At 56.2% G+C, this 25,646-nt stretch carries 25 protein-coding genes; 16 read left to right on the top strand and 9 right to left on the bottom strand.

Features of this window, described 5'->3' with window-relative positions; genetic code table 11:
• The first annotated feature begins 37 nt into the window (after positions 1-37).
• On the top strand, positions 38-1,009 hold the full coding sequence (locus tag AC2FIZ_RS11960) for a LysR family transcriptional regulator (protein ID WP_142637779.1): 972 nt from the start codon (positions 38-40) through the stop codon (positions 1,007-1,009).
• A 2-nt stretch (positions 1,010-1,011) separates the two neighbouring features.
• On the opposite strand, the gene AC2FIZ_RS11955 is transcribed toward AC2FIZ_RS11960, so the two are convergent.
• Positions 1,012-2,031, bottom strand: a complete 1,020-nt coding sequence (locus tag AC2FIZ_RS11955; protein ID WP_281973175.1) for a LacI family DNA-binding transcriptional regulator — start codon at positions 2,029-2,031, stop codon at positions 1,012-1,014.
• 262 nt (positions 2,032-2,293) lie between these two features.
• Between AC2FIZ_RS11955 and AC2FIZ_RS11950 the strand changes: the two genes are divergently transcribed.
• The 14 genes from AC2FIZ_RS11950 to AC2FIZ_RS11885 all read left to right on the top strand — a co-directional run bounded on the left by AC2FIZ_RS11950 (position 2,294) and on the right by AC2FIZ_RS11885 (position 15,590).
• Positions 2,294-4,588 (top strand): bifunctional salicylyl-CoA 5-hydroxylase/oxidoreductase, encoded by a 2,295-nt coding sequence (locus tag AC2FIZ_RS11950; RefSeq protein ID WP_281995509.1) that lies wholly within the window; start codon positions 2,294-2,296, stop codon positions 4,586-4,588.
• Complete coding sequence (locus AC2FIZ_RS11945) at positions 4,585-5,316, top strand: SDR family NAD(P)-dependent oxidoreductase (protein WP_281973173.1); 732 nt, start codon at positions 4,585-4,587, stop codon at positions 5,314-5,316. Before AC2FIZ_RS11950 ends, AC2FIZ_RS11945 begins: the two co-directional genes overlap by 4 nt.
• Entirely contained in the window at positions 5,313-5,777 is a 465-nt protein-coding gene (locus tag AC2FIZ_RS11940; RefSeq protein WP_281973172.1) for a MarR family winged helix-turn-helix transcriptional regulator, read from the top strand. Before AC2FIZ_RS11945 ends, AC2FIZ_RS11940 begins: the two co-directional genes overlap by 4 nt.
• A complete protein-coding gene (locus tag AC2FIZ_RS11935; RefSeq protein WP_281973171.1) occupies positions 5,770-6,570 on the top strand; it encodes an enoyl-CoA hydratase family protein in 801 nt (266 codons plus the stop codon). Before AC2FIZ_RS11940 ends, AC2FIZ_RS11935 begins: the two co-directional genes overlap by 8 nt.
• Entirely contained in the window at positions 6,570-7,721 is a 1,152-nt protein-coding gene (locus AC2FIZ_RS11930) for an acyl-CoA dehydrogenase family protein (protein WP_281973170.1), read from the top strand. Before AC2FIZ_RS11935 ends, AC2FIZ_RS11930 begins: the two co-directional genes overlap by 1 nt.
• Positions 7,721-9,331, top strand: coding sequence for an AMP-binding protein (locus AC2FIZ_RS11925; RefSeq protein ID WP_281995510.1), 1,611 nt, complete (start codon positions 7,721-7,723; stop codon positions 9,329-9,331). Before AC2FIZ_RS11930 ends, AC2FIZ_RS11925 begins: the two co-directional genes overlap by 1 nt.
• A 126-nt stretch (positions 9,332-9,457) precedes the next feature.
• Positions 9,458-10,588 carry an ABC transporter substrate-binding protein gene (locus AC2FIZ_RS11920; RefSeq protein WP_281995511.1) on the top strand — a complete coding sequence of 377 codons (1,131 nt, stop codon included), beginning with the start codon at positions 9,458-9,460 and terminating at the stop codon, positions 10,586-10,588.
• Between the two features lie 52 nt (positions 10,589-10,640).
• Positions 10,641-11,561 carry a branched-chain amino acid ABC transporter permease gene (locus tag AC2FIZ_RS11915; protein WP_281995512.1) on the top strand — a complete coding sequence of 307 codons (921 nt, stop codon included), beginning with the start codon at positions 10,641-10,643 and terminating at the stop codon, positions 11,559-11,561.
• 2 nt (positions 11,562-11,563) lie between these two features.
• Positions 11,564-12,544 (top strand): branched-chain amino acid ABC transporter permease, encoded by a 981-nt coding sequence (locus tag AC2FIZ_RS11910; protein ID WP_271950103.1) that lies wholly within the window; start codon positions 11,564-11,566, stop codon positions 12,542-12,544.
• Complete coding sequence (locus AC2FIZ_RS11905) at positions 12,537-13,286, top strand: ABC transporter ATP-binding protein (protein WP_281995513.1); 750 nt, start codon at positions 12,537-12,539, stop codon at positions 13,284-13,286. The genes AC2FIZ_RS11910 and AC2FIZ_RS11905 overlap by 8 nt, the downstream gene beginning before the upstream one ends.
• On the top strand, positions 13,283-13,969 hold the full coding sequence (locus AC2FIZ_RS11900; protein WP_271950007.1) for an ABC transporter ATP-binding protein: 687 nt from the start codon (positions 13,283-13,285) through the stop codon (positions 13,967-13,969). Before AC2FIZ_RS11905 ends, AC2FIZ_RS11900 begins: the two co-directional genes overlap by 4 nt.
• Positions 13,969-14,376, top strand: coding sequence for an acyl-CoA thioesterase (locus AC2FIZ_RS11895; protein WP_142637803.1), 408 nt, complete (start codon positions 13,969-13,971; stop codon positions 14,374-14,376). Before AC2FIZ_RS11900 ends, AC2FIZ_RS11895 begins: the two co-directional genes overlap by 1 nt.
• Positions 14,373-14,768, top strand: a complete 396-nt coding sequence (locus tag AC2FIZ_RS11890) for a RidA family protein (protein ID WP_142637805.1) — start codon at positions 14,373-14,375, stop codon at positions 14,766-14,768. Before AC2FIZ_RS11895 ends, AC2FIZ_RS11890 begins: the two co-directional genes overlap by 4 nt.
• Positions 14,769-15,077: 309 nt before the next feature.
• Positions 15,078-15,590 (top strand): hypothetical protein, encoded by a 513-nt coding sequence (locus tag AC2FIZ_RS11885; RefSeq protein ID WP_142637807.1) that lies wholly within the window; start codon positions 15,078-15,080, stop codon positions 15,588-15,590.
• Positions 15,591-15,605: 15 nt separating this feature from the next.
• Here the strand turns inward: AC2FIZ_RS11885 and AC2FIZ_RS11880 are convergent, their stop codons facing one another.
• The 8 genes from AC2FIZ_RS11880 to AC2FIZ_RS11845 all read right to left on the bottom strand — a co-directional run bounded on the left by AC2FIZ_RS11880 (position 15,606) and on the right by AC2FIZ_RS11845 (position 24,421).
• Positions 15,606-17,405, bottom strand: coding sequence for an aminopeptidase P family protein (locus tag AC2FIZ_RS11880; protein WP_496791062.1), 1,800 nt, complete (start codon positions 17,403-17,405; stop codon positions 15,606-15,608).
• Positions 17,398-18,393 carry an ABC transporter ATP-binding protein gene (locus tag AC2FIZ_RS11875; protein WP_142637811.1) on the bottom strand — a complete coding sequence of 332 codons (996 nt, stop codon included), beginning with the start codon at positions 18,391-18,393 and terminating at the stop codon, positions 17,398-17,400. The genes AC2FIZ_RS11880 and AC2FIZ_RS11875 overlap by 8 nt, the downstream gene beginning before the upstream one ends.
• Positions 18,390-19,382, bottom strand: a complete 993-nt coding sequence (locus AC2FIZ_RS11870; protein ID WP_496791061.1) for an ABC transporter ATP-binding protein — start codon at positions 19,380-19,382, stop codon at positions 18,390-18,392. Before AC2FIZ_RS11870 ends, AC2FIZ_RS11875 begins: the two co-directional genes overlap by 4 nt.
• 2 nt (positions 19,383-19,384) lie before the next feature.
• Entirely contained in the window at positions 19,385-20,242 is an 858-nt protein-coding gene (locus AC2FIZ_RS11865; protein WP_281973161.1) for an ABC transporter permease, read from the bottom strand.
• Positions 20,239-21,180 (bottom strand): ABC transporter permease, encoded by a 942-nt coding sequence (locus AC2FIZ_RS11860; protein ID WP_142637818.1) that lies wholly within the window; start codon positions 21,178-21,180, stop codon positions 20,239-20,241. The genes AC2FIZ_RS11865 and AC2FIZ_RS11860 overlap by 4 nt, the downstream gene beginning before the upstream one ends.
• Positions 21,181-21,237: 57 nt before the next feature.
• Positions 21,238-22,821: an ABC transporter substrate-binding protein gene (locus AC2FIZ_RS11855; RefSeq protein WP_271950020.1), complete on the bottom strand. Its 1,584-nt coding sequence runs from the start codon at positions 22,819-22,821 to the stop codon at positions 21,238-21,240.
• A 133-nt stretch (positions 22,822-22,954) separates the two neighbouring features.
• The gene (locus AC2FIZ_RS11850) at positions 22,955-23,560 is read right to left on the bottom strand and encodes a helix-turn-helix domain-containing protein (RefSeq protein WP_281995518.1); all 606 of its coding nucleotides are present in this window, start codon (positions 23,558-23,560) and stop codon (positions 22,955-22,957) included.
• 159 nt (positions 23,561-23,719) lie between these two features.
• Positions 23,720-24,421, bottom strand: coding sequence for a GntR family transcriptional regulator (locus AC2FIZ_RS11845; protein WP_142637824.1), 702 nt, complete (start codon positions 24,419-24,421; stop codon positions 23,720-23,722).
• Between the two features lie 255 nt (positions 24,422-24,676).
• Between AC2FIZ_RS11845 and AC2FIZ_RS11840 the strand changes: the two genes are divergently transcribed.
• Positions 24,677-25,642 (top strand): dihydrodipicolinate synthase family protein, encoded by a 966-nt coding sequence (locus tag AC2FIZ_RS11840; RefSeq protein WP_425595862.1) that lies wholly within the window; start codon positions 24,677-24,679, stop codon positions 25,640-25,642.
• Positions 25,643-25,646: the final 4 nt, after the last annotated feature.

Genomic DNA, 25,646 nt, shown 5'->3' with positions numbered 1-25,646 from the left:
GCTAGTTTTGATGTAATCGAAACAACGGACTGTAAATGTGCCAAAGTCGCTAAGCCTCCGCTGGCTGGAAGTTTTTCAGTTGGTCGCAAAGTCAGGATCGATCCAACAGGTTGCATCGGAAACCGGTTTGTCCATCAGCACAGTTTCCAATCACCTACGAAGCCTTGAGACCGCGTTGGGCATTGATTTGGTGGATCACGGGCGTCGTCCAATGGGTCTGACACCTGCCGGTGAAGTCTATGCGCGCCATGTCCGCGATGGGCTGATCGTTTTGAAAAAGGCCGAGGCGGAGATCCGGTCGGGTAACTGGCGCCATGCGACGGATTTGAGGCTGGCACTGATTGATGATTTCGACAATCAAATCTCGCCAGACTTGTTTCGGTTTCTTGCGCATGCTTTGCCGCGCTGCAGTTTTCGGCATTTCACACGCCCCAGCCATGAGATCATTGCCAAGTTACAGGAACACAAGCTGGATGCAGGGGTGGCGACCCGACCGTTCGAACGGACCGAGGGCCTGATCGAATACCCGTTGATGCGCGACCCTTTTATCGTTGTTTTGCCCGGAGGGTTCAGTGGCATGCCCGAGGAGATGTTTTCATCAAACGCAGAATTGCCGTTGCTGCGCTATTCGCGTGATTACGTGATCGGCAAGCAAATTGAGATACAGCTCAGGCGAGGTAAATTTGATCTGCCCAACAGGTTCGAACTGGAATGCAATCAGTCGATCATAGGATTGGTCGCTGAAGGCACCGGTTGGACCATTACCACGGCCGCAAGTTTTCATAGGGCCCACAGATTTCACGACCAAGTTCGGGTGGTGCCATTTCCCGGCCGAAACTTTGTAAGAACAGTGTCTTTATTCACGACCGACGTATACCCCGAGACCACTTCGAAGCTAATCCAAAGAGCGATGGGAAAGCTCATCCGTCAACATTTTACCGACCCGATGTGCGCAAGTCACGCCTGGTTGAAAGGTGAGTTTCGCACCATGGAAAACGAGGCCGCCTGAAGTCAGCCGGGGCGCCCCAGCGATTGGCGTTCGACCAAATTGGTTCGCAACTGTACATTGCAACTTTCGGTGGGCTTTTCGATCAACCCAACCAGTTCCAGCGCAGCCCGTCGACCCATCTCGCGATGTGGGACATGCACGGTCGTCAAACCTGGATCGGTGATCTGCGCCAGTTCGATATCGTCAAACCCTGTGACGGATACGTCTTGAGGAACTCTAAGCCCCATCTCCTTGGCCCGGCGCGACGCACCGATAGCCAGAACATCGTTCCCGCACAGCACCGCTGTTGGTCGATCTTGCCGAGACATCAGACGGGAAAACGCCTCTGCCCCGTTTTCGATTTCATATGGCGTTTCTACGATCGTCAGCCGGTCATTTGGGATATTGTTGCGGCGCATTGCTTCTTGCACCCCTTCGATCCTCAGGCGGGCACGGTCGTTTCCGGTGCTGACACCAGAAATCATACCCAGGGTCCGGTGACCCAGCTTGATCACTTGATTTGCCAGTTCGGCCATGGCCGCACGGTTGTCAAATCCGACCGAAGGGACTGGTGCGTCTGCCTGAAACGACCACGCTATCAGAACCGGAATCCTGCGTTTTGCGAGATAGTCATAGATCCGCGAGTCTCGATCATGCCCGATCAGCAGCAACCCATCCGCCCCCCGTGCGACCAGGTTGCGTATCTGCTCTTCTTCGATCTCAGGCTGATAGGCCGAACTAGAGACAAGCAGGGTATAGCCATGCTGGCGCAGCTCTTCCTGAAAGGCCTGAAGTCCACGCGCAAAGATCGCGTTTTCCATGGTGGGAATGATGGCGCCGATGGTGTGCGACCGTCTGGCAGCCATAACACGCGCGGCAAAATTCGGCGTGTATCCCAAAGCGTCAACGGCAGACTGAACCCGATCACGCGTAGCCTGCACCACCAGGTTCGGAGAATTGAGGCAACGTGAAACCGTGGCGGTCGATACGCCCGCGAGTTTCGCAACATCCTCCAGGGTCGGTGCAGTTTTTGCCTTTGGCATTGTCAAACCTGAAATTTGATTTTGCAAATATGTGTAAGCTCTGCGCCGTTCAGGTGAAAGCGAATTGTAACCGCTTACAGAGATTGATTGCTTTGTCGCAGGCAAACCGGTGCTGGCTTGGCTCAGGAAAATACCAACCCGTCGCGAATTTGTGGATGGATATTCAGAACGTAGAAACTTCAAGTATAAAATATTTTTACTTGAAGGGATGGGCCACCTGGTCTAGCGTTTCAGGTAAAGCTGCGAATGGGGGAAGGTAACGATGCGTGTTGCATGTCTCGGCGGCGGGCCGGCTGGCCTCTATTTCGGGATTTCAATGAAGCTCCGCGATCCGGATGCCGAAGTGGTTGTTATCGAGCGAAACCGCCCGGATGACACATTTGGCTGGGGCGTCGTGTTGTCTGATGAGACGCTGGATAATCTTGCCGCCAATGACGCAGCCAGCGCGACGGTGATACGTAAACACTTTGCCTATTGGGATGACGTAGCACTTGTGCATAAAGGTCAGCGCACCGTGTCCAGCGGCCACGGATTTTGCGGGATCGGACGCAAGCAACTGCTGCTCATTTTGCAAGACCGAGCGCGCGAGCTTGGTGTCGAGATGCGCTTTGAGACCGAGGCGGCATCAGCCTCGGACTATATGATGAGCTACGACATCGTTGTGGCTTCGGACGGGCTGAACTCCAAGTCACGGGCCGAGTTCGCAGATGTTTTTCGACCCGATATAGACCAACGACGGTGTCAGTTCGTCTGGCTGGGTACGCATCAGAAGTTTGACGACGCCTTCACTTTTATTTTTGAGGAAACGCCAAAGGGCTGGGTCTGGGCACATGCCTATCAGTTCGACCGGGATACGGCGACTTTCATCGTGGAATGCTCACAACAGACCTTCGATGCTTTTGGGTTCGGTGAGATGACCAAGCAAGAGTCCATCGCTTTGTGCGAAGACATTTTCAAAGATCATTTGGGCGGCCATCCCTTGATGAGCAATGCCAGTCATATCCGCGGCTCGGCCTGGCTGCGGTTTCCTAGGGTCTTGTGCGAAAAATGGAGTTACAAAAACCTGGTATTGCTGGGAGATGCCGCAGCGACCGCACATTTTTCCATTGGCTCGGGAACAAAGCTGGCACTGGAAAGCGCTATTGCGCTGGCTGACTTCGTCCATAAAGAAGATACGCCTGAAGCGGCTTTCGCGCGGTATGAGGACGAGCGTCGTCTTGAAGTGTTGCGCCTGCAATCGGCAGCGCGGAACTCGGTCGAATGGTTCGAGAATGTCGAACGTTACCTCGATCAGGATTCGGTTCAGTTGAATTACGCGATGCTGACACGGTCTCAGCGGATCAGCCACGAGAACCTGCGCCAACGCGATGCCAACTGGCTGGGGCATGCCGAGGCCTGGTTCATGCAGCAGTCTGGGGGCGCTGTTGATGGTATGGCCCGGCCCCCGATGTTTGCGCCATTTCGCCTGCGGGGGATGCAGTTGAAGAACCGGATCGTAGTGTCACCCATGGCACAGTACAAGGCGGTTGATGGGTGCCCGGTTGACTGGCACCTGATCCATTACGGTGAAAGGGCCAAAGGTGGCGCCGGGCTGGTATACACCGAAATGACCTGTGTCAGCGCCGAAGGCCGGATCACCCCAGGATGCCCGGGGCTTTATGAGCCCGAACACGAGGCCGCATGGGCTCGACTCACCGAATTTGTCCATGCGGAAACCGACGCCAAAATATGCTGTCAAATCGGCCATTCGGGCCGCAAAGGTTCAACCTGCATCGGGTGGGAAGGAATGGACCAGCCGCTGAAGGAAGGAAACTGGCCTTTGATATCAGCTTCGGCCATCCCTTGGTCCGACGGTAACGCTGTGCCCAGCGCGATGGATCGTGCAGATATGGATAGGGTCACGTCCCAATTTGTGACAGCAGCCCGGATGGCAGATCGTGCTGGGTTTGACATGATCGAACTGCATGCGGCGCATGGCTACCTCATCTCGTCCTTTATCTCTCCTTTGTCGAACACGCGCGACGACATGTATGGGGGCAGTCTTGAAAACCGTATGCGTTATCCGCTTGAAGTTTTTTCAGCTATGCGGACGACCTGGCCCAAAGATAAGCCGATGGCGGCGCGCATTTCTGCCAATGACTGGGTCGGACCTACTGGCGTGACGCCGCAACAAGCTGTGGATATAGCGGCGATGTTCGATGCGGCGGGTGCAGATATAGTGGATGTTTCCGCCGGGCAGACTTCGACCGATGCTAACCCGGTTTACGGCCGTATGTTCCAGACCCCTTTCGCGGACCGCATTAGAAACGAATGCGGCATCAGTACTATGGCGGTGGGGAACATCTATGAAGCCGATCACGTAAATTCGATTCTCATGGCCGGTCGTGCGGATCTGGTGTGCCTTGCCCGGCCTCATCTGAACGATCCGTACTGGACCTTGCACGCGGCTACGGCGTTGGGGGACCGGCAGGAAACTTGGCCCCGCCCCTATGAAGCCGGGCGGGATCAGGCCTGGCGCCTGGCAGATCGCATGGCGGAAACGGCGGGTGAAGTATGAAACATGTCGTCATAACCGGCGGCGGCACCGGCGTTGGTGCGGCTATAGCCCAAGATTTCGCGAATGGCGGAGCAGCCGTTACCATTTTGGGCCGTACAGAGGCCAAGCTGCAGCAGCAAGCCTTGCCGTATGTCCTTTGTGATGTGACCGATGACAAGCAGGTCCTAGCTGCTATTGAAACAGCACGGGCAGAACGCGGCCCGATTTCAATAGCGATTGCGAATGCCGGCGCGGCTCATTCGCTTCCGTTTCATCGGATGACCGCCGATGATCTGCGGACCCTGACGGATGTGAATCTGGTGGGTGTTTTCAATCTATGGCAGGCGGCTTTGCCTGACATGCAAGCCGCAGGAGCGGGCCGTCTGATTGCCATCGCGTCCACCGCCGGTTTGAAGGGCTATCCATATGTTTCCGGCTATTGTGCGACAAAACATGCGGTGGTCGGGCTGACGCGGTCTCTGGCGGTCGAACTTGCGGCGACGGGCATCACCGTCAATGCGGTTTGCCCGGGGTTTGTGGAAACGCCGATGCTGGATCGCTCGATTGCGAACATCGTCGAGAAGACGGGAATGAGCGCGGAAAATGCGGTGAAAAGCCTGAAAAAGATAAATCCACAGGGCCGTTTCATCCAGGTCGAAGACGTAGCAGGTGCCGTGAGGTGGTTGTGCTCGGATGCGGCAAACTCAGTCAATGGCCACGCGCTTAGCCTGTCCGGAGGCGAGATATGAACCCAAACCCGCTTCAAGCACCATTGGAAGACCCTTCCAAAGAGAGATTGCGGTTATGGCTGCGGCTGCTCAAGACCACGCGTGGCATCGAGGCGGCGCTAAGAGAGAACCTCAGGGTAGAGTTCGACACGACACTGCCGCGTTTCGACGTGATGGCAGCCCTGTCGCGGTTCGAAGATGGGTTGAAGATGAGCGAAATCTCGGGTGCGCTGCGCGTTTCGAACGGGAATGTGACCGGAATCGTGGATCGGCTGGCTGATGACGGCCTGCTAGTGCGTGTACCTGTGCCTGGGGATCGCCGCGCCCATCGCGTACGCATGACACAAAAAGGATGCGAGGAATTCGCACGTCAGGCCGCGGCGCATGAGGCGTGGATATCCGATATTCTTGGCCAGTTTTCCGCCGAGGACGCCCGCACTCTGACAACCGAACTCACTATTTCGGAGGAAATCGATGACTAGTGAAGTCAAACATTTTCGCTGCGAAATCCGGAACCGGGTTGCAACGATTGCACTGAACCGACCAGAGCGTAAGAACCCTTTGACCTTCGACAGCTATGCCGAACTGCGCGATTGGTTCAGGGATTTGGTCTATTCAGAAGAGGTAGATGCAGTGGTGTTCGCCTCAAATGGTGGCAATTTCAGCTCGGGCGGAGATGTGCACGATATCATCGGTCCGCTAACGCGCATGAAGATGAAGGACCTGTTGCTCTTCACGCGAATGACCGGAGATCTCGTCAAGGCGATTGTGAATTGTGGCAAGCCGGTGATTGCTGCGGTGGACGGTATTTGCGTGGGGGCCGGGGCCATCATCGCTATGGCTGCGGATTTGCGTATCGCCACCCCGCAGGCCAAATGTGCATTCCTGTTCACGCGGGTGGGGCTGGCAGGGTGCGATATGGGGGCCTGCGCCATCCTGCCCCGTATCATCGGGCAGGGGCGTACGGCCGAACTGCTCTATACCGGACGCAGCATGACCGCTGATGAGGGGCTTTCCTGGGGGTTCTACAATGCGGTGGTTGATCCATCCGAGCTTGACGCTACCACGCAATCTCTGGCTGACCGTATCGTGGCTGGCCCCAATTTTGCGCATATGATGACCAAGACCATGCTGGCGCAGGAGTGGTCTATGTCGATCGAACAGGCAATCGAAGCAGAGGCGCAGGCCCAGGCGATCTGTATGCAAACCGGAGATTTTGAACGCGCCTACAAGGCCTTTGTTGCAAAAGACAAACCAGTATTCGAGGGCGATTGATGGCAGATCAGAGCTTTCTTTCGTGGCCATTCTTTGACCCTCATCACCGGGGCTGGGCGGATCGGGTGCAAGAGATTGCTCGGGGACTAGCTATTGACCATTGCGACCCGGACCAGGCTTGTCGCGATCTGGTCCGCCAGCTGGGCGACGCCGGGCTGCTGCAGCCTACTTCGGACGAAAATGGCCAATTGGATGTCAGGACGCTGTGCCTCAGCCGTGAAACACTTGCCCGCCATGATGGGTTGGCCGATTTCGCCTTTGCAATGCAGGGGCTTGGAACCGGTGCGATCTCGTTGTTCGGCTCAAAAGGCCAAAAGGCGCATTGGCTGCCGCAAACGCGCTCTGGTCAGGCTATCGCGGCCTTTGCATTGACTGAACCTCAATCGGGGTCGGATGTGGCAAATTCGACAATGACGGCTATCCGTGATGGCAACGACTTTGTCCTGAACGGTGAAAAGACATGGATATCGAACGGGGGTATCGCAGATGTCTACACCCTGTTCGCCCGTACTGGCGAGGCACCCGGGGCCAAAGGGTTGTCAGCTTTTATCATCACTCCTGATCTGAAGGGTTTCGAAGTTGTCGGGCGACTGGACACAATCGCGCCACACCCATTGGCGACTTTGCGTTTCAATGATGTGCGTGTGCCGGCTAGTGCGATGATCGGTCAAGCTGGCGCAGGATTTCGTATTGCAATGTCTGTGCTGGACCTGTTCCGCCCGACGGTGGCCGCCGCTGCGCTGGGATTTGCACGACGCGCGCTGGATGAGGCGCTGACACGGGTATCGGAACGGCAGGTGCAAGGCGCCCCGTTGTTTGATTTGCAGATGGTGCAGGGGCACATCGCCGAGATGGCATTAGATGTCGATGCTTCGGCGCTTTTGATCTATCGGGCAGCGTGGGCCAAGGACAGCGGAGCGGCGCGCATTACACGTGAGGCGGCGATGGCCAAGCTGTTTGCTACCGATCAGGCGCAGTTGATTATCGACAAGGCGGTTCAGTTGTTTGGTGGCGACGGGGTGCGTTCTGGGATGGCGGTTGAATCTCTGTACCGAGAAATCCGTGCCTTGCGCATCTACGAGGGCGCCTCGGACGTTCAAAAAGTAATTATTGCACGTCAGACGATGGCCGCACACATGGAGGGAAGGTGATGCTTGGACCGTCTGCACATACCGACACGTTCAGCCGCGATAACCTGCCCCCCCAGGATCAGTGGCCCGACTTCCTGTTGGCGGGTTTTGCATATTCCGATCATGTGAATGCAGCATATGAGCTGACCGATGCCATGGTTGCCAAGGGCTTTGGTGATCATACCGCTTTGATCGGCAATGGTCGGCAACGAACATATAAAGAGCTCAGCGACTGGACCAACAGGCTGGCACATGTATTGGTCGATGACTTGGGGGTCGAGCCGGGAAACCGGGTGCTGATCCGATCGGCTAACAATCCGGCAATGGTTGCGTGCTGGCTTGCCGCAACCAAGGTGGGTGCGGTCGTCGTCAATACTATGCCGATGTTGCGCGCTGCAGAACTGACGAAAACTGTCGATAAGGCGGAAATCCAGTTTGCATTATGTGATACCCGGCTGATCGACGAAATGCAGTCCTGCGCCAGTGATAGCCGGTTCCTGCAGCGGGTCGTCGGGTTCGACGGAACTTCAAACCACGATGCCGAGCTTGATCGTCTTGCACTTGAAAAGCCGGTACAGTTCGATTGCGTTAAAACCGGGCGCGACGACGTGGCCTTGTTGGGTTTCACCTCCGGCTCGACAGGTGAACCCAAGGCCACCATGCATTTTCACAGAGATATTCTGATCATTGCCGACAGCTATGCGCGTGAGGTGTTGCAGGTCGTTCCAGAGGACGTTTTTGTTGGTTCTCCACCTTTGGCCTTCACATTCGGGTTGGGTGGTTTGGCGGTGTTTCCGTTGCGGTTCGGCGCGACTGCAACCCTGTTAGAACAAGCCTCGCCTGCGGGCATGATCGAGATAATCGAAAAATACAAAGCGACTGTCTGTTTCACTGCGCCAACCGCCTATCGGGTCATGCTGCAGGCGATGGATGACGGTGTTGATCTGTCTAGTCTGCGTGCGGCCGTGTCGGCGGGCGAGACCTTACCGCAGCCAATCTATGACGAGTGGATTTCCAAGACAGGCAAACCAATGCTCGACGGGATCGGCGCGACCGAGATGTTGCACATCTTTATTTCAAACCGGTTTGACGATCACCGCCCGGCCAGTACCGGCAGGCCGGTTACCGGATATGAGGCCAAAGTGTTAAACCCAGACGGTACCGAAGCTGCAGTTGGGGATATCGGACGCCTGGCTGTACGTGGTCCGACAGGGTGCCGGTATCTGAATGATAAGCGGCAGTCGAGTTATGTAACAGATGGATGGAATATCACTGGTGACAGCTTTTATCGGGACGCGGAGGGGTATTTTCATTTTTCTGCGCGCAATGACGACATGATTATCTCGGCCGGATACAACATCGCCGGACCCGAAGTCGAAGCCGCACTTCTGGCGCATGAGGCCGTTGCGGAATGCGCGGTGATTGGCGTCCCAGATACTGAGAGGGGTCAAATTGTCCAAGCACATGTTGTTCTGGCTTCAGGCACGGCTGATGACGCTATGCGCGAAGCCCTTCAGGCTCATGTGAAATCTATGATTGCCCCGTATAAATACCCGCGCTCGATCCGGTTCTGCGATGATTTGCCCAAAACCGCGACCGGAAAAATCCAGCGTTTCCGCCTGAAATCATGATCAATGTATGTAGAATATAGCGGGCAGAAAGAATGTAAGAAAAAGACCGAATTGCCAAAGGCATAGACCGAACGTTGAGAATAATGACATAAATCGCGTTCATAGGGCCAACGAAGGGAGAAGACGATGAAGAGACTATTGGCGGCTGCAGCGATCACCGCGCTGTGCGCGACGGGTGTTACAGCGGAAGTTAAGGTGGGGATGATCACAACGCTTTCAGGCGGCGGGGCCGGTTTGGGCATCGACGTACGGGATGGGTTCATGCTTGCGATTGCTCAATCGGGGCGGGATGATATCGAGGTGGTGATCGAAGACGACCAGCGCAAACCGGATATCGCGGTACAGCTGTCAGACAAGATGATCCAATCCGAACGTGTAGATGTGATGACCGGTATCATCTGGTCAAACCTGGCGATGGCGGTTGTGCCAGCCGCTGTGAACCAGGACGTTTTCTATCTGTCACCCAATGCGGGCCCGTCACCTCTGGCGGGGAAGGGCTGTCACCAGAACTATTTCAACGTTGCCTGGCAAAACGACAACCTGCACGAGGCCGCGGGCGCATACGCCAATGGTGCGGGTTACAAGAGCAGCTTCATACTTGCTCCGAATTACCCGGCGGGTGTCGACGCGCTGACTGGCTATAAACGCTTTTTCGAAGGTGATCTGGCCGGTGAGAACTATACCGAGCTTGGCCAGACTGATTATGCAGCTGAAATCGCGCAAATCCGCGCAAGCGATGCGGATAGCGTCTTTTTCTTCCTGCCCGGCGGGATGGGAATTTCGTTTCTGAAGCAATATGCCGACAGCGGGATCGATCTTCCAGTTGTTGGCCCAGCCTTCAGCTTTGATCAGGGCATTCTGCAGGCGGTAGGCGATGCGGCGCTGGGCGTGGTGAACACTTCGCAGTGGAACAAGGATATCGACAACCCGACCAACGCTGCCTTTGTTGAAAGCTTTCAGGCAAAATACGGACGTCTGCCCTCGCTTTACTCCAGTCAGGGATTCGATACCGCCAACCTGTTGCTTGCCGCGCTTAACAAGGCTGACCCGTCAGATGCGGATGCCTTCCGCGAAGCGCTGAGGGCGGCGGATTTCAACAGCACACGAGGGGATTTCAGCTTTGGCCCGAACCATCATCCGGTTCAGACCATCTATGCGCGCGAAGTGATCAAAGAAGGTGATGTATTCACCAATAAGATCCTTGGCGTAGCTCTTGAAAACCACTCTGATGCCTACGCGGCCGAGTGCAAAATGTAACTGAATTTCTGCCTGCCCCTAAAAGTGGGGCGGGCAGATCACCGGAGTTTCCATGTCCTCGATCCTGATTATCGAGCAGATTCTGAACGGGCTGCAGTTCGGCGTCATGTTGTTTTTGATGGCTGCTGGCCTGACGCTGATCTTCGGGGTGATGGGCCTGATCAACCTGGCCCATGGCTCTTTGTACATGGTGGGTGCATTTGCCGCTGCAGCAGTTGCAGGGGCGACCGGGTCATTTCTGCTTGCTTTGATTGCTGCTCTGGCTGCGGCCGCACTGGCAGGGGTGATCGTAGAAATGCTCGTTATCCGGCGGCTTTATCAGGCACCACATTTGGATCAGGTTCTGGCCACCTTTGCACTGATCCTGATCTTTTCCGAAGGGACAAGGTGGGTCTTTGGGTCTTTCCCATTGTTCCTGGATATTCCAGCGGCACTTTCGGGTCCGATCACGCTGCAGGGCGGGATTGAATATCCCCTCTATCGCCTAACCCTGATCGGGATTGGTCTTGCTGTTGCAGTAGGTTTGTGGGCCCTGATCGAACGCACGCGTTTGGGGGTGCAGATACGGGCCGGTAAGAACGACCGGGAAATGATTGCCGCACTGGGCGTCGACATCTCGAAACTTTACACGTTGGTCTTTGCACTAGGGGCGGGGCTGGCGGGGCTTGCCGGTGCTTTGGTTGGGGCAATTCAGTCGGTACAGGTGGGCATGGGTGAACCTGTTCTGATCCTGGCCTTCGTGGTTATCGTAATCGGTGGCATAGGCTCGGTTCGGGGGGCGTTCATCGGGGCGCTGTTGGTTGGGCTAACCGACACGCTGGGCGGGGTTTTCCTGCCCGAGCTGTTCAAACTGTTCATGGAACCGGGAGCCGCTCAGAAAAGCGGCTCGGCTCTGGCATCAATGGGAATCTATGTCCTGATGGGACTGGTCCTGATCTGGCGCCCAACAGGTCTGTTCGGAGCCCGCGCATGAGAATGAATGAAAGATACATCAATGGCCTGATGATCGCCGGCCTGCTGGCGCTGCCCCTTTGGGCGCTGGCCGCGGACCAGCCCTTCACAATCACGCTTGTGACGCGGGCGGTGATCTTGGCGCTTGCAGCGGTTGGTCTGAATGTCATCCTGGGAATTGGGGGGTTGGTCAGCTTTGGCCATGCTGTTTTCTTCGGGATCGGCGGCTATGCGATGGGCATTCTGACCTATCACGCGCAGACCTACACGGCACTGGATCTGGGCTTGATTTCTATCGAAGGCAGTAAATCCATGCCCGTGATCTGGATAGTTGCGATGCTTACTTCGGGCATTGCTGCCTTTTTCGTCGGTCTTCTGTCCCTAAGAACGTCAGGCGTTTATTTCATCATGATTACGCTGGCCTTCGGACAGATGTTTTACTACTTCGCGATTTCTTGGGCGCAATACGGGGGCGAAGACGGATTATCCATCTATGTTCGCAACGGTTTTCCCGGCCTCAACACATTGGATCCGATCCAGTTTTACGGCATCTGTTTCGCGCTGCTATGTCTCGTCCTGTTCCTGTTTGCGCGGATGCAAGCCGCGCCATTCGGGCTGGCTCTTAATGCGACACGGCAATCTACGGCGCGAGTCGAGACTGTGGGATTGAACCCCATGCGGCTGAAACTTTTGGCCTTTGTTCTGTCCGGCGCTGTCACTGGTCTGGCCGGGGCGCTGTTTGCCGATCTCAACCGGTTCGTTTCGCCGTCTATGTTCAGTTGGCAGCTTTCGGGCGAATTGATTGTGCTGATAATCATCGGAGGTGTCGGACGCCTGATGGGTCCGGTAATTGGGGCTTGCGTGTTTGTCGCGCTCGAGCATTTTCTGGGTGAACTAACCGATTTCTGGCATGTATATTTGGGTATTGTTCTGCTGTGCATCGTTCTGTTTGGTCGCGGTGGCCTGATTGGGCTGCTAACCGGGAAAGAGGGGGCACATGTCTGATCCCGTCCTTGCCACCGAGAGTCTGAACAAAAGCTTTGGTGCGTTAAAGGCTACGGATAACGTCTCGATTGATCTTAGGCCAGGAGAGATCCACGCCATCATTGGTCCGAATGGAGCGGGAAAATCCACGTTGATCCAGCAGATCTGCGGAGGTTTGCAACCGGATTCGGGGCGTGTTTTGCTGTGCGGACAGGATGTGTCGGACCTTGGCACGCAAAAGCGGGCAAGGGCAGGGATGGGGCGGACGTTCCAGATATCGGAACTGTGCATGGAAGATACGATTCTGGAAAACGTCGTGTTGAGCGCCATGGGTGCGGAAAACCTCGTATGGCGGTTCTGGAAACCTGCCTTGAAACGGCCAGAGCTGCTCGAAAGGGCCGAGGCTGCGCTGGAAAGGGTGGGCTTGGGCGATGAACGCGAAACGCGTTGCGCAAATCTCAGCCATGGTCAACGCCGCCAGCTTGAAGTCGCCGTGGCTTTGACTTTGTCACCTAGGGTCTTTGTCATGGATGAACCGATGGCCGGGCTTGGCGCTGGAGGGTCCAAACGGTTGACCGGGTTTCTTGACGGTCTGCGGGAAGAGGCGCCCATCCTCCTTGTCGAACATGATATGGACGCCGTTTTTGCGCTGGCTGACCGGATCAGCGTATTGGTCTATGGCAAGGTGATTGCAACCGGGACGGCAGATGAAATCCGCGCAAGCCGTGAGGTGCGCGATGCCTATCTGGGGGATGAGGCATGACTTTGTTGCGGGTAGAAAACCTGACCGCGACATACGGCGTCAGTCAGGCGTTATTTGGGGTCGATCTTTCTCTGGCACAGGGCGAGGTTACAGCCCTTATGGGGCGCAATGGGATGGGCAAGACCACGACTGTCAAAGCCATTTGCCGGATGATCCGGTCCGAGGGCACTCTGTCGCTGAACAATCAGAATCTGCACGCTTTGCCCAGCTATAAGGTCGCGCGTCTTGGTGTCGGGCTGGTACCCGAGGGGCGCCGGTGCTTTGCCGACCTGACGGTGCGCGAGAATCTGATCGCCGCTGCCAGACCCGGTGCCTGGACATTGCAGAAGGTGGCTGAACTGTTCCCACGGTTAGAGGAACGTCAGGGCCAAAGGGCAGCCTCACTATCCGGCGGAGAACAACAGATGCTGGCTATCGGGCGCGCCCTGATGACAAATCCGCAGCTCTTGATCCTCGATGAAGCAACCGAAGGGCTGGCTCCGATCGTGCGACAGGAAATCTGGTCGGTCTTGCATCGCCTGAAACAGGAAACCAATGTTTCGATCCTGTTGATCGACAAGTCTCTGAAAGAGTTGGCGCTGGTGTCTGACCGCGCGGTCATTCTTGAGCGCGGTAAAACAGTCTGGTCTGGCGCGATGGTGGATCTCGGTCATGACATCACAGAAAAATATGTGGGGGTCTGATGACTTTTGAATTCCACCAAAAGGTTCTGTTCAAACATTGCGACCCGGCGGGGATTGTCTTTTTCCCGCGCTATTTCGAGATGATCAATGATTGCGTTGAGACCTATTTCGATCAGGTGCTGTGCAAACCGTTTGAAGAGATTCATCCTGTTGGCGCAGTGCCTACCGCACAGATACAAACCCGATTTTCAGCGCCCAGCCGTCACGGTGACCATTTGATATTCCGGATGAAGATCACAAAGATCGGACGCAGTTCAGCCGAATACTCGGTCGTGGCCAGTTGTGCGCAAGAGGAGCGACTGACAAGCGTAGCAACGCTTGTTCATGTAGATTCAAAGGGCGGTCCAACGGCCTGGCCCGCAGACATCCGTAAAAAACTCGAGGCATTCAGGGACGACGCGCTATGAGCCACAAGACAATTCACCCCGACGGCTGGTTGCCTGCCAAAGGATATGCCAATGGCGTTTTGACCAAAGATGGAACGTTACATATCGGCGGGCAAATAGGATGGGACGCGAACAAGAAATTTGTCAGCGGCGGGTTCATCGGACAGATGAAACAGGCGCTGCAGAATATCGTTGATATTGTCGAGGCCGCTGGTGGCTCGGCCCGCGATGTGACCCGCCTGACCTGGTTCGTAACAGACAAACGCGAATATCTGTCTCTGCAAGCCGAAGTTGGGGCCGCCTATCGTGAGGTTTTCGGCAGGCATTTTCCTGCGATGTCAATGATCATCGTGGCGGGTTTGGTCGAAGACGAGGCCTTGTTGGAAATTGAAGCGACAGCACATTTATCCTGAAGGCAAGCGACATTGAAACGGGCCCAGCGGAATGAATTTGAGCGATTTTCACCATAGGAGGTGAGAATTCTGCCAAACCTCTTTTCTGAAATCACAGGGCCGCCGAAGCGGGTTGCAGCGGCCTAAACCGGGCTGGATTTTGCGCTCGTACCAGAGTGAAAAGGCCAACGTGCAGGGCGTAACCAAGTCATTTGGGCGACCGATTGAATGGTGAGGGGAGACAAAGACAAACTTCCGCCGCTATTTCGTCAGATCAATCACAAATTCATATCTCAAACAGATCCTCAACAAAACATGAGGGTCGACGCAGTGAAAAGAGTCACAAGGCATCTAAGTCTCGAAAGACGGCGGTTGTCGCTGATTGCGGCTCTGGCTTTTGCCTCAGGTTTCACTCTTTACTCACATATAGAGGCAACGCGTTTCGGATTACCCGTCCCGGTTGTTATCGGCCTGATCTATATGGCTGTCATTGTATGCGCGACGGCTCTATCCACCTATTTCCTTCCTGGCTTGCGCCGCGTCACGGATACGGTGGCGATGACGCGTCTGGCATTTGCTCTTTGGGTGGCCGGAACCCAAAGCCATGAGATCGCAGCCTCGCCCACAATCAGCGCCGCCGTTGTGGTAGGGGGCGCGATCTTCGTGTTGCAAACGGGTTCTTTGGTTCAAAAGCTGGCCGGTAATCGACCGGATTTCGGCTTTGTCCCTCACATTGTTGGAAACACGCGTCTGTTTCTGGCCTGGTTGGATAACGCCTGCGAATATCAGGGTGCCCGGGTCCAGCCGGTATTTGCAGGAAAGACGCCTCGAACGGTGGTCTGATGGCAAAACTCTGGTTTATTTGGTCAGCGTTGCACAGGCCGTCTGGGCCCATCTAAGGGCCAGAGGCGAAAGATGCGGCCCGACCTGTCTGAGAACCTTGGCATGATAGTCATTGATCCAGTCAATTTCTGACTGATTCAGCATATCTGGCATCAACATATCCGTCTGGATCGGGATCCAGGTCATGTTCGAGAACTCCAGAAATCCGTCATCTGCCTCGACAATTTCGAACAGGTTTTCGATGCGAATGCCGAACCTGCCGGCCTCGTAATATCCCGGCTCGATCGACATAACCATGCCAGGCATCAGGTCGACCGGGTTGTAAGGTTTGCCAATGCGCTGCGGATGTTCATGGACAGACAACCGGTGGCCAATTCCATGACCCGTTCCGTGGTCATAATCCAATCCCAGATCCCACAGCGGGCGGCGACAGATTGCATCAATGTGATGGCCCTGTGTGCCTGCAGGAAAGCGCAGCGTGGCCAGAGCGTGAAAGGCCTTGAACACTGCGGTATAGGCCCGGTCATATCCATCAGGCCGCTGAGGCCCGAACGAAAAGCTGCGCGTGGCATCCGTTGTGCCGGTGTCGTACTGCCCCCCGGAATCCAGCAGGTATGTGCCCCGCGGTTGGATCGGAACGGTATTGTCGACCTCGGTAGCGTAATGACACATCGCGGCATTGCCATCGGCGGCCGAGATTGTGTTGAAGCTTTCGTGGATGAACCCATCCTGAACGCTGCGGAAGGCCAATACCCGCTGTTCTGCTTCGCGCTCGGTCACCGGTTCAGCCTGTTTCTGTACCTGAGCCGCCAGCCAGGCGCAGAATTCGGTCCAGGCGATCCCGTCCCGGATATGGCAAGCGCGCAACCCTTCCAGTTCCGTTGTATTCTTGCGGGCTTTGGTTTTGCTTAACAATCCGTTGACCGGCACGCCCTTTGCTCCGGTACGCTCCAGCACTTGTTTGACCGCCGTCGGCGAAAAATCGGGGTCGAAAATCACAGCTTGGCCGGGCGCTGTAAGATCACTGAGTGTAGACAGAAAACCATCCGGCGCCTGAACCGAAACATTTTCCGGCATGTGGTCAGTGACATCGGCATCCAGTTTTTGGTCAGACACGAACCAGTGAACCTGGCCCGAGCTTTGCAACAGAAGGAAAGAGTTGGGAACAGGGTTGAAAGCCACGTCTGAGCCACGCACATTAAGCAGCCAGGCGATGTTGTCGGGCTGAGTTTCCACCAGCAAGTCGGCCTCTCGGCGTGTTAGCTCAGTGGCCAGATCCGAGATCTTTTCACCCGCCGCCCGGCCCGAAAACTGAAGTGGAAATGGCTCGATCTGTCCTTGGGGGGCAGCGGGTTGGTCGGTCCAGATTGCATCGACCGGATTTGAAGCTGTCGCCACCATCGTGGCACCGCTGCCTTCCAGCCCGCGCTCAAATCGGTCAAACCAGACCGGCGGTAGGTGCATCGAGTCAAAGCCGATTTTCCATCCTTTCTGTGCAACGGCGGCCAGCCAGTATTCGGGCGGCTCGTTAAACAGATGATGGTGCGAGAAAACAGCCTCGGCACACTGGTTTGCAGTCTGTACCACATAGCGGCCATCGACAAACAAAGCGACAGTTTCGGGTGTGACGATGGCCATGCCTGCCGAGCCGCTGAAGCCAGTTACAAAGGCGAGGCGTTCATCATGAGGGGCAACATATTCGCCCTGATGTGCGTCGTAGCGGGGCACGATAAAGGCATCCAGACCTTGTGCTTTAAGCTCTGCGCGCAAGGCCGAAACAATCGCGGATCGGTCGGTTCCGGGGGCATCAAGCATCGGCATTTATCTCTTCAACATGGTGACAGGCGACCTCGCCACGATTTTCAAAAGGCATCAGGGCAGGCACTTTGGTTTCGCATATGTTGCTGGCGTGAGGGCACCGGACATGGAACGGACACCCTGAGGGCATGTTCAGTGGTGAAGGCAGCTCTCCCTCAAGCCGCTTGACGGCACCGCGGTTGTCGGGGTCCAGCGAAGGGGCGGCTGAAAGCAGAGCTTGGCTGTAAGGGTGGGAGGGGGCGGAAAACAAGGTTTCGCTGTCGCCGATTTCAACGATCCGCCCAAGGTAGATTACCGCGACCCGGTTTGAAACATGACGGACAAGCCGTAGGTCATGGGCCACAAACAGGATTGTCAGATCAAGTTCCCGCTGCAGGTCCAGCAACAGGTTTACCACCTGCGCCTGAACCGAAACATCTAGTGCCGAGACCAGTTCGTCCGCAATCAGAACTTCGGGTTCGACCGCCAATGCGCGCGCAATGGCGATCCGCTGACGCTGACCTCCGGAGAATTCGTGCGGCAGCTTGTCTTGCGCGTCCTTCGGAAGGCGGACCAGATCAAGCAACTCGGCCACACGGTCGGGAATTTCTGCTTCTGGGCGCATGTTGTGAACGCTCAGGGCTTCGGCCAGAATTTGCTCTGTCGTCATCCGGGGATTGAGCGATGAATAGGGGTCCTGGAACATCATCTGAACCCGGCGGTTATAGGTGCGGTCAGCTTTGATTTCGCCGTCGAATATGTCCTGACCTTCAAAGTAGATTGAACCGTCGCTGGGCTTATGAAGGCGCACGATACACCGGGCTAGTGTGGACTTTCCACACCCGGACTCTCCGACGACGCCCAGAGTTTCGCCGCGGGTCAGATCTAGGCTGACACCATTCAGCGCCCGTACTTCGCGACCAGGACGCCGCGAAATGACATCGCCGATGCTGCGGCCCATTGGGAACCGCAGATGCAGGTCGCGGATTTGCATCAGGGCAGTCATGCGGCGTTCCCTTGGGTTTTGGTTATCGGGTTGAAACAGGCGACCTGTCTTTGATCGGTGATCAGGGTCATCGCTGGGCGCTCTTGCGCGCAGGCGTCTATGCATGCGGCACAGCGCGGTGCAAACGCGCATCCGGCAGGCAGGGCATCCAGTGCGGGCGGCACTCCGGGAACAGAATATAGCGGCGTGCGAGGAGTGATGTTTTCGGGCACAGACCGCATCAGACCCACAGTGTAGGGGTGATGCGGTGCCCGCAGCACATCGCGGACCGGCCCTTGTTCGACGATCCGTCCCGCATACATAACGGCCACGTTGTCGCAAGTCTGGGCAACCACGCCAAGATCATGGGTGACCAGCACAACCCCCATATCCATATCCTGCGCCAGTCGCAGGATCAGATCGAGGATCTGGGCCTGAATGGTCACGTCCAGAGCTGTGGTGGGTTCATCCGCCAGCAACAGTTTGGGTTCTGCGGCAAGCGCTATTGCGATCATGACCCGCTGGCGCATTCCGCCGGAAAATTGGTGAGGATAATCCTTCAAGCGTTGCGCTGCCGAGGGGATGCCGACAAGGTCCAGCATTTCGATTGCCCGATCCAAGCGCGCGGCGCGGGGCAGGTCGGTATGGGCACGCAGGGTCTCTTCCAGTTGCAGTCCGACTGTCAGCAGCGGGTTCAGCGAGGTCATCGGTTCCTGAAAAATCATCGCGATTTCGCGACCCTGAAACCGACGAAGAGCCCTGTCTGACATGGATATCAGATCACGCCCATTCCAGCGCACCTGGCCGGTCACGTCGCCATAGCGGCGCGCCAGCCCCATGATCGAGCGCAACGTGACGCTCTTGCCCGACCCGCTTTCGCCGACCAGCCCCAAAACCTCACCCCGGTTCACGCCGAAACTGACATTGCGCAGCGCAGGCAACGCGCGACCGTTCTTGTGAAAGGTTGTGCATAGCCCGTTTACTTTTAGAAGTTTCGTTTGGTCCTGCATCGCTATCCCCGCGGTCTCAGCAGATCGGCAAGCCCATCGCCCAAAAGCGAAAAGCCAAGGCCGGTCAGAACGATGGCGATGCCGGGCATCAGGCTCAGCCACCAGGCGGTCGAGATAAAGTTGCGCCCTTCGGCGATCAGCACGCCCCATTCGGCCTGCGGTGGTTGCGCCCCCAACCCCAGATAGCCAAGGGATGACCCCAGCAAGATCACCAGCGCCATGTCGGTCATCCAATAGACGATAACCGGCGTTATCGCGTTTGGCAGCAGGTGGCGGAAGATGATGCGGCTGTCGGAATATCCCATCACCACCCCGGCCGAGGCATAGTCATTCCCCATTTGAGCGATCACCTCGGCCCGCATCAAGCGCGCATAATAGACCCAGTAAACAACTGAAATCGCGATATACATGTTGATCAGGCCCGGCCCTAGAACCGCAACCACGGCAATGACAAGAACCAGGAAAGGAAAGGTGATTACAGCGTCAACGATGCGGCCAAAGATCATGTCCGCGATGCCGCGATAATACCCGACCAGCGCGCCAACCGTTATACCGGTGACCAATGCGAATACAGTCCCGAAAATTGCCATCTGCATGTTGACCTGATAGGCCCAGATGACGCGGGATAGGCTGTCGCGCCCTAACAGATCTGTGCCGAACGGATGTGCCCAGGATGGTGGTTGGCGCAGGGCCAGATAGTCGATTGCGCTTGGGTCATAGGGCGCGAATACGCCGGGAAACAGGGCAAGCAGCACCGAAAACCCGATGATGATGCACCCGGCCACGAACCCAGGTTTGCGCAAGGCCCGCTGCATGAAGGTGGGGCGCTGCGAGGTGCTGTTGAAGGTCGCGTCACTCATTGCAGGCGCATCCTTGGGTCAAGGCGACTCTGAAACAGGTCGGTCATCAGGAAAACCACGGAAACCAGAACAGCAAATGTCAGGGTCAGCCCCTGAATCAGGGGGTAGTCGCGGGCAAAGATAGCCTCGAGCATCAGGCGCCCCATTCCGGGCACGGCGAATACGGTTTCGGTGACCAATGTCCCGCTCATCAGATTGCCGATGGACAGGCCCAGCAGGGTTACCGTGGAAATCAGCGCATTGCGCAGGACGTGGCGACCCAGAACCAAACGAGGCGGCAGGCCTTTGGCACGCGCGAACTGAACATATTCGGCGTCCAGAACCTCGATAATCGCGCTGCGCAGGTTCCGCATGATGATGGCCGAGGTGTAAAGCGCTACGGTCACTGAAGGCAGGAACAGGTGATAGAGCCGCTCGGTAAAGGTGTCGCCATATCCTCCGACCGGAAACAGGCGCAGCTGTGCTGCCAGAAAGGTCAACAGAACGAGGCCAATATAGAACACCGGCATCGACAGCCCGATCTGAAAGACGGTGCGGATCACCGCATCAGGCCAGCGGCCCCGGTTGAGCGCAGCAACAAAGGCCAGCGGACCGGCAATCAGCAGCGACAAAACCACCGAATACACGGTCAGGAAGACAGTGATAGGAAGACGGTCAGAAATCACATTGATCACATCCGAGCGCATCAGGATAGACCGACCCAGATCGCCCTGCACGGTATTGGTAAGGAACAGCCAGAATTGCACCAGCATAGGTTCGGTCAACCCAAGCCGTTCACGGATGGCCTGGATGTCGGCGTCCGAGGCACGATCACCGGCCATCGCAATGGCAGGGTCTCCCGGTAGCAATCGAACAAGAAGAAAAATAATGATCATGACCAGAAAAAAGGTCGGGATCATCATCAGGAGTCGTTTGAAGATATAGGACAGGCTGGACAAAGCGAGCTCCGCAAATTTGTCCCGCCGCCTGAAAGCGGCGGGACCAGGGGTCTTACCTTAGCGGCTGACGGTTGCTTGATCGAAGATATTGTTGCCCAGAGGGGTCTGGACATAGCCTTCGACAGCCGAGCCAACTGCAACGGCAAAGGGGGTCTCATACATGAACAGCAGGGGGGCTGCTTCGGCATAGAGCTCTTGCATTCGGGCGAATTTCGCTTTGCGCGCCTCGGCGTCCATTTCACCGGCGGCTTCGTCGAACAGGGTGTTAAACTCGGCGTTTTCCCAGCCGGTTCCTACTGCCTTGGCCGTGGGTGTGTGGCCCAGCCAGCCCACCACCTGACTGGGATCATTTACATCGTTGACCCAGCCATAGGTGTGAATGTCAAACTCACCTGATCGGTTCTTAGCGCCGCGTGTTGCGCCGTCCACTTGCTCGACCACAAGATCGACGCCCAGAGGAGCCCACATCTGCTGAAGCGCCGCAAAGATGGTTGCATCGTCCGCAGAACCTGCCAGCGTGGTAAAGGTGATTTCGGTTCCATCGGCAAACCCGGCCTCGGCCAACAATGCCTTGGCCTTGTCCACGTCATAGCCATAGAGCGGGGTCATGTCGGCGGCATATTGGGTAGCCTTGGCCATCAACGGCGAGCTCATCGGTTGACCCGCGCCATGCAGTACCAGCCCGATCAACGCTTCTTTGTTGGTGCCATAGTTCAGCGCCTGCCGGACGCGGGCGTCGGCCAGTGGGTTGGCAGAACCATCGGCTCGGTTATCGCGCGTATTGATTGGTGAATAGATGATCCGCGTGGACGGATAGAGGTTCATGTTGATGTTAGAATCCTGCTCCAGCTCGGCCACACGGCTGAACGGGATGAATTCTGCGGCATCAACTTCTCCGGCCTGCAAACTCAGAATGCGGGTAGCGTCATCCGGGATGATCTCAAAATGTACGGCATCCAGATACGGCAGAGCTTTGCCGTCTGCGCCCATGCGCCAATAGTTTTCATTGGCGCAGAAATCCATCGATGCTCCTTGTTCAAAGCCACACAGATAGAAGGGGCCAGAGCCTACTCCGGCGGCTGTGGCGGCAAATATCGCAGCGGATTTTTCCTGATCTGTTGCACCTTCTGCGGCCTCAAAGGCCGCTTTGGACACGATTGCCGTGTTGAATGTGGCCAGCATGGACAGGATGGTTGGATCCGGGCTGCCAAGGGCAACCGTGATCGCGTTTCCATCTGCGGTAACCGCGTCGATCGAACCCAACAAGCCAGCCCAGGGGCTCAGGTCGGGATTGCGCGCTCGGTCGAGGGAAAAGACTACATCGTCACCTGACATGGGCGTACCGTTTGCGAATTTGATCCCCTCGCGCAGGGTCAGCGAAACCGTTTTACCATCGTCAGAGACTGTATAGGTCTCAGCAAGGCCCGGTTCGACGGAATTGCCGTCGGCACTGCTGCGCAGCAGGGTGTCGAACAGGCTGCCGACCATCCAGATATCAGGGTTGCGATCTGCATAGATCGGATCAATCAGGCGCGACCCGTCATAGCGTGCAAAGTTGAGTGTGCCGCCTCTTTCCTGTGCCAAAGCAGGCATGGCCAGGGTAGCGGCAACGGTTAGTCCCAAAACCGTCTTCAATTTCATAATCAGTCCTCCCGCAGAATGAATTCATGCTCGGGGCGACCATATCCGATTCTTAACAATACTAAAGCTTTTTTTAGTGGTGGGTGAAAAATGGCCAAATGTATTTAGGCTGACCTCTGTTCGGTTGGTCAATTTAACTTGCCACAAAGCCGGAATCATTGATCGGAGAGGTTGTTACCCAAAGCTCTACGGCTTCTACGTCCCCCAATACGACTGAGAAATGACGGGTGGATGTGTCGTGGTGAACGACGTCACCTGGCGACATAATGAAAACCTTGTCACCAAGGTGATATTCAAGCCGTCCCGAGATCAGATAGCAAAACGCCTCGCCCTCATGCCGCATCTTTTCGGAAACGTGCCCCGGGGGGCGATGAACGATCTGTGGGTTGAACAATGCACCGGTAAAACCAGGGCCCAGCTTCTCATAAAACCTGCCCCGCATACCCAAGGAATATGTCTGGCGGTTGTCCTTTGCCACATATTCGCTGAACACCTCGGGTACGCTGAGCAGCTTTTCGATGCTGGTTTGAAGTGCCGCGGCAATCGCCATCAGCGAGGTCAGCGAGGGTGAGCTCAGGCCGCGCTCGACCTGAGACAGAAAGCCCGTTGTCAGATCAGAGGTCTGTGCGACCTTGTCCAAAGTCAGGCCCATCGCCTTGCGCCGCCTGCGAATTGCCTGCCCCAGTTCGGTCGGCGTGCCCTTCGGCTTTGATTTGTCGCGCGAGTTTGCTGCGTTCATTCCCTGTCTCCCGGAATCGTGGGTTGCCGCGCATTCAACCGGATCGCAGAGGAAATATCAAAATTTTTTTTAGCAGAGGTAAATTTTTTTGGGGAGATCTGGATATAGACCTTCAAACCCCTCAATTTTTCCAACGGCTTAGTATCTAGCGAAACAGAATCAGAGTTTGATTGAGTGACGCCGATCCGCCGAGATCATGTCGCGGATGTTCTGGACGATTTGTTCCGCATGGGCGCTCGCCAATCGGTCGGCCTCGGTGATGTCCTGGGCCGCTATAGCTGCGATTATGTCGTCATGTTCCAGGGAATACCGATCCGGTAACCGATCCCCAAAGGACGAATAATAGGGCCGCATGATCCGTTGCCCTTCGTTCAGCAATCTGCGCGTCAGGCTTTCGTAATATGGGTTGCGCCCTGCTTTGGCGATTGCATTATGAAGCTCTGCATTTTTTGCGATCATGGTCAGAACGTCATTTTTGGCAGCTGCATCCGAAAATTCCTGCTGCCGCATGCGAATGTCGCACAGATCCTGGTCCGTTCGGTATTCGGCGGCCAGCCGGGTTGTAACGCGATACATCAGGGTCATCGCATCAAAGAATGTGTGAAGATTCAAAAAGTCTATGGGCGCCACGATGCTCGCGCGGTTCGGCAGTGTCGCCACCAACCCTTCCGACGTCAGCCTGACAAGGGCTTCACGGATCGGGGTGCGCGACATCGAGAACCGCTCGCTCAGCTTGGCCTCGTCTATGGCGCTGCCGGGCGCAAGGGCGAGGTCGATGATTTCGTCCCGCAGGGTTTCATAGACGAACTGAACGCCTGATCCACGTTTGCGGCCGGCTTCGACCGGCTTTCGTTTTTCCATGTCAGAGCATTCCCTAGCCGCTGGATCGCGGTCCATCTGCGTTCGCACATCAATTTTGCCACACGTACCGGTGCTAAGTCGAGTGTTAATCCCAGCCAAAAACCAGTTGTTTTTCACGTATTTTAGGGCCTTATTCCTTCTTGTCGAAAATTTGTCGACAAATAAAATATTTAAAGTAGACTAACGGCAAGATTACACGAATCCCTAACCCGGTGGGGCATTCCACCGGCCCGGCAATAAAATACGGAGACCCAAATCGTGAACCCGAATGTCTTTTCCGGATGCATCCCGGCCCTGATGACGCCCTGTCGCGCGGATCGCAGTCCTGACTTTGAGGCGCTTGTGCGTAAAGGTCTTGAGCTGATCGAGACGGGCATGTCCGCGGTTGTCTATTGTGGCTCGATGGGTGATTGGCCCCTTTTGACCGATGCGCAACGTATGCAGGGCGTCGAGGCGTTGGTCGGGGCTGGTATCCCGGTGATCGTGGGAACAGGCGCGATCAATTCGGCCTTGGCAATCCAGCATGCCGCACACGCGCAGAAAGTGGGCGCCAGCGGCTTGATGGTCATTCCACGTGTACTGTCACGCGGTGCGTCCATGACTGCGCAGCGGCACCACTTCAAAGGCATTCTGGCCGCGGCACCGGATCTTCCCGCAGTGATCTACAACAGCCCTTATTACGGATTTACCACCCGTGCGGACCTGTTCTTTGATCTGCGCAAGGACCACCCGAACCTGATCGGTTACAAGGAATTCGGCGGCGCCGAAGATCTGCGCTATGCGTCCGAAAACATCACCAGCGGTGATGACAATGTTTCCCTGATGGTCGGCGTGGATACCGCGGTGTTCCACGGGATCGTGAATTGTGGCGCAACCGGCGCCATCACTGGGATCGGGAATGTGCTGCCCGATGAGATTCTGCATCTGGTGGATTTGTGTCAGGCGGCGGCCAAGGGCGATGCCAACGCACGTGCCCGGGCGTTGGAGCTTGAGGCGGCTTTGGGCGTTTTGTCGTCCTTCGACGAAGGCACCGATCTTGTGCTCTACTACAAACACTTGATGGTTATGACGGGTCATCCCGAATACACGCATCATTTCAACGAAACAGATGCCCTTACTGACAGCCAGCGCGGCTATGTTGAACAACAGTTCAGACTGTTCCGTACCTGGTACGAGAACTGGGCTAGTCAGGCCGATTCTTCGGCGCAAAATGCAGCGTGAGGAT

This window comes from Ruegeria sp. CDSB022, assembly GCF_059611145.1.
Note: the sequence above shows the minus strand (reverse complement) of the source record. Positions and strands in the feature narration are given on the sequence as shown.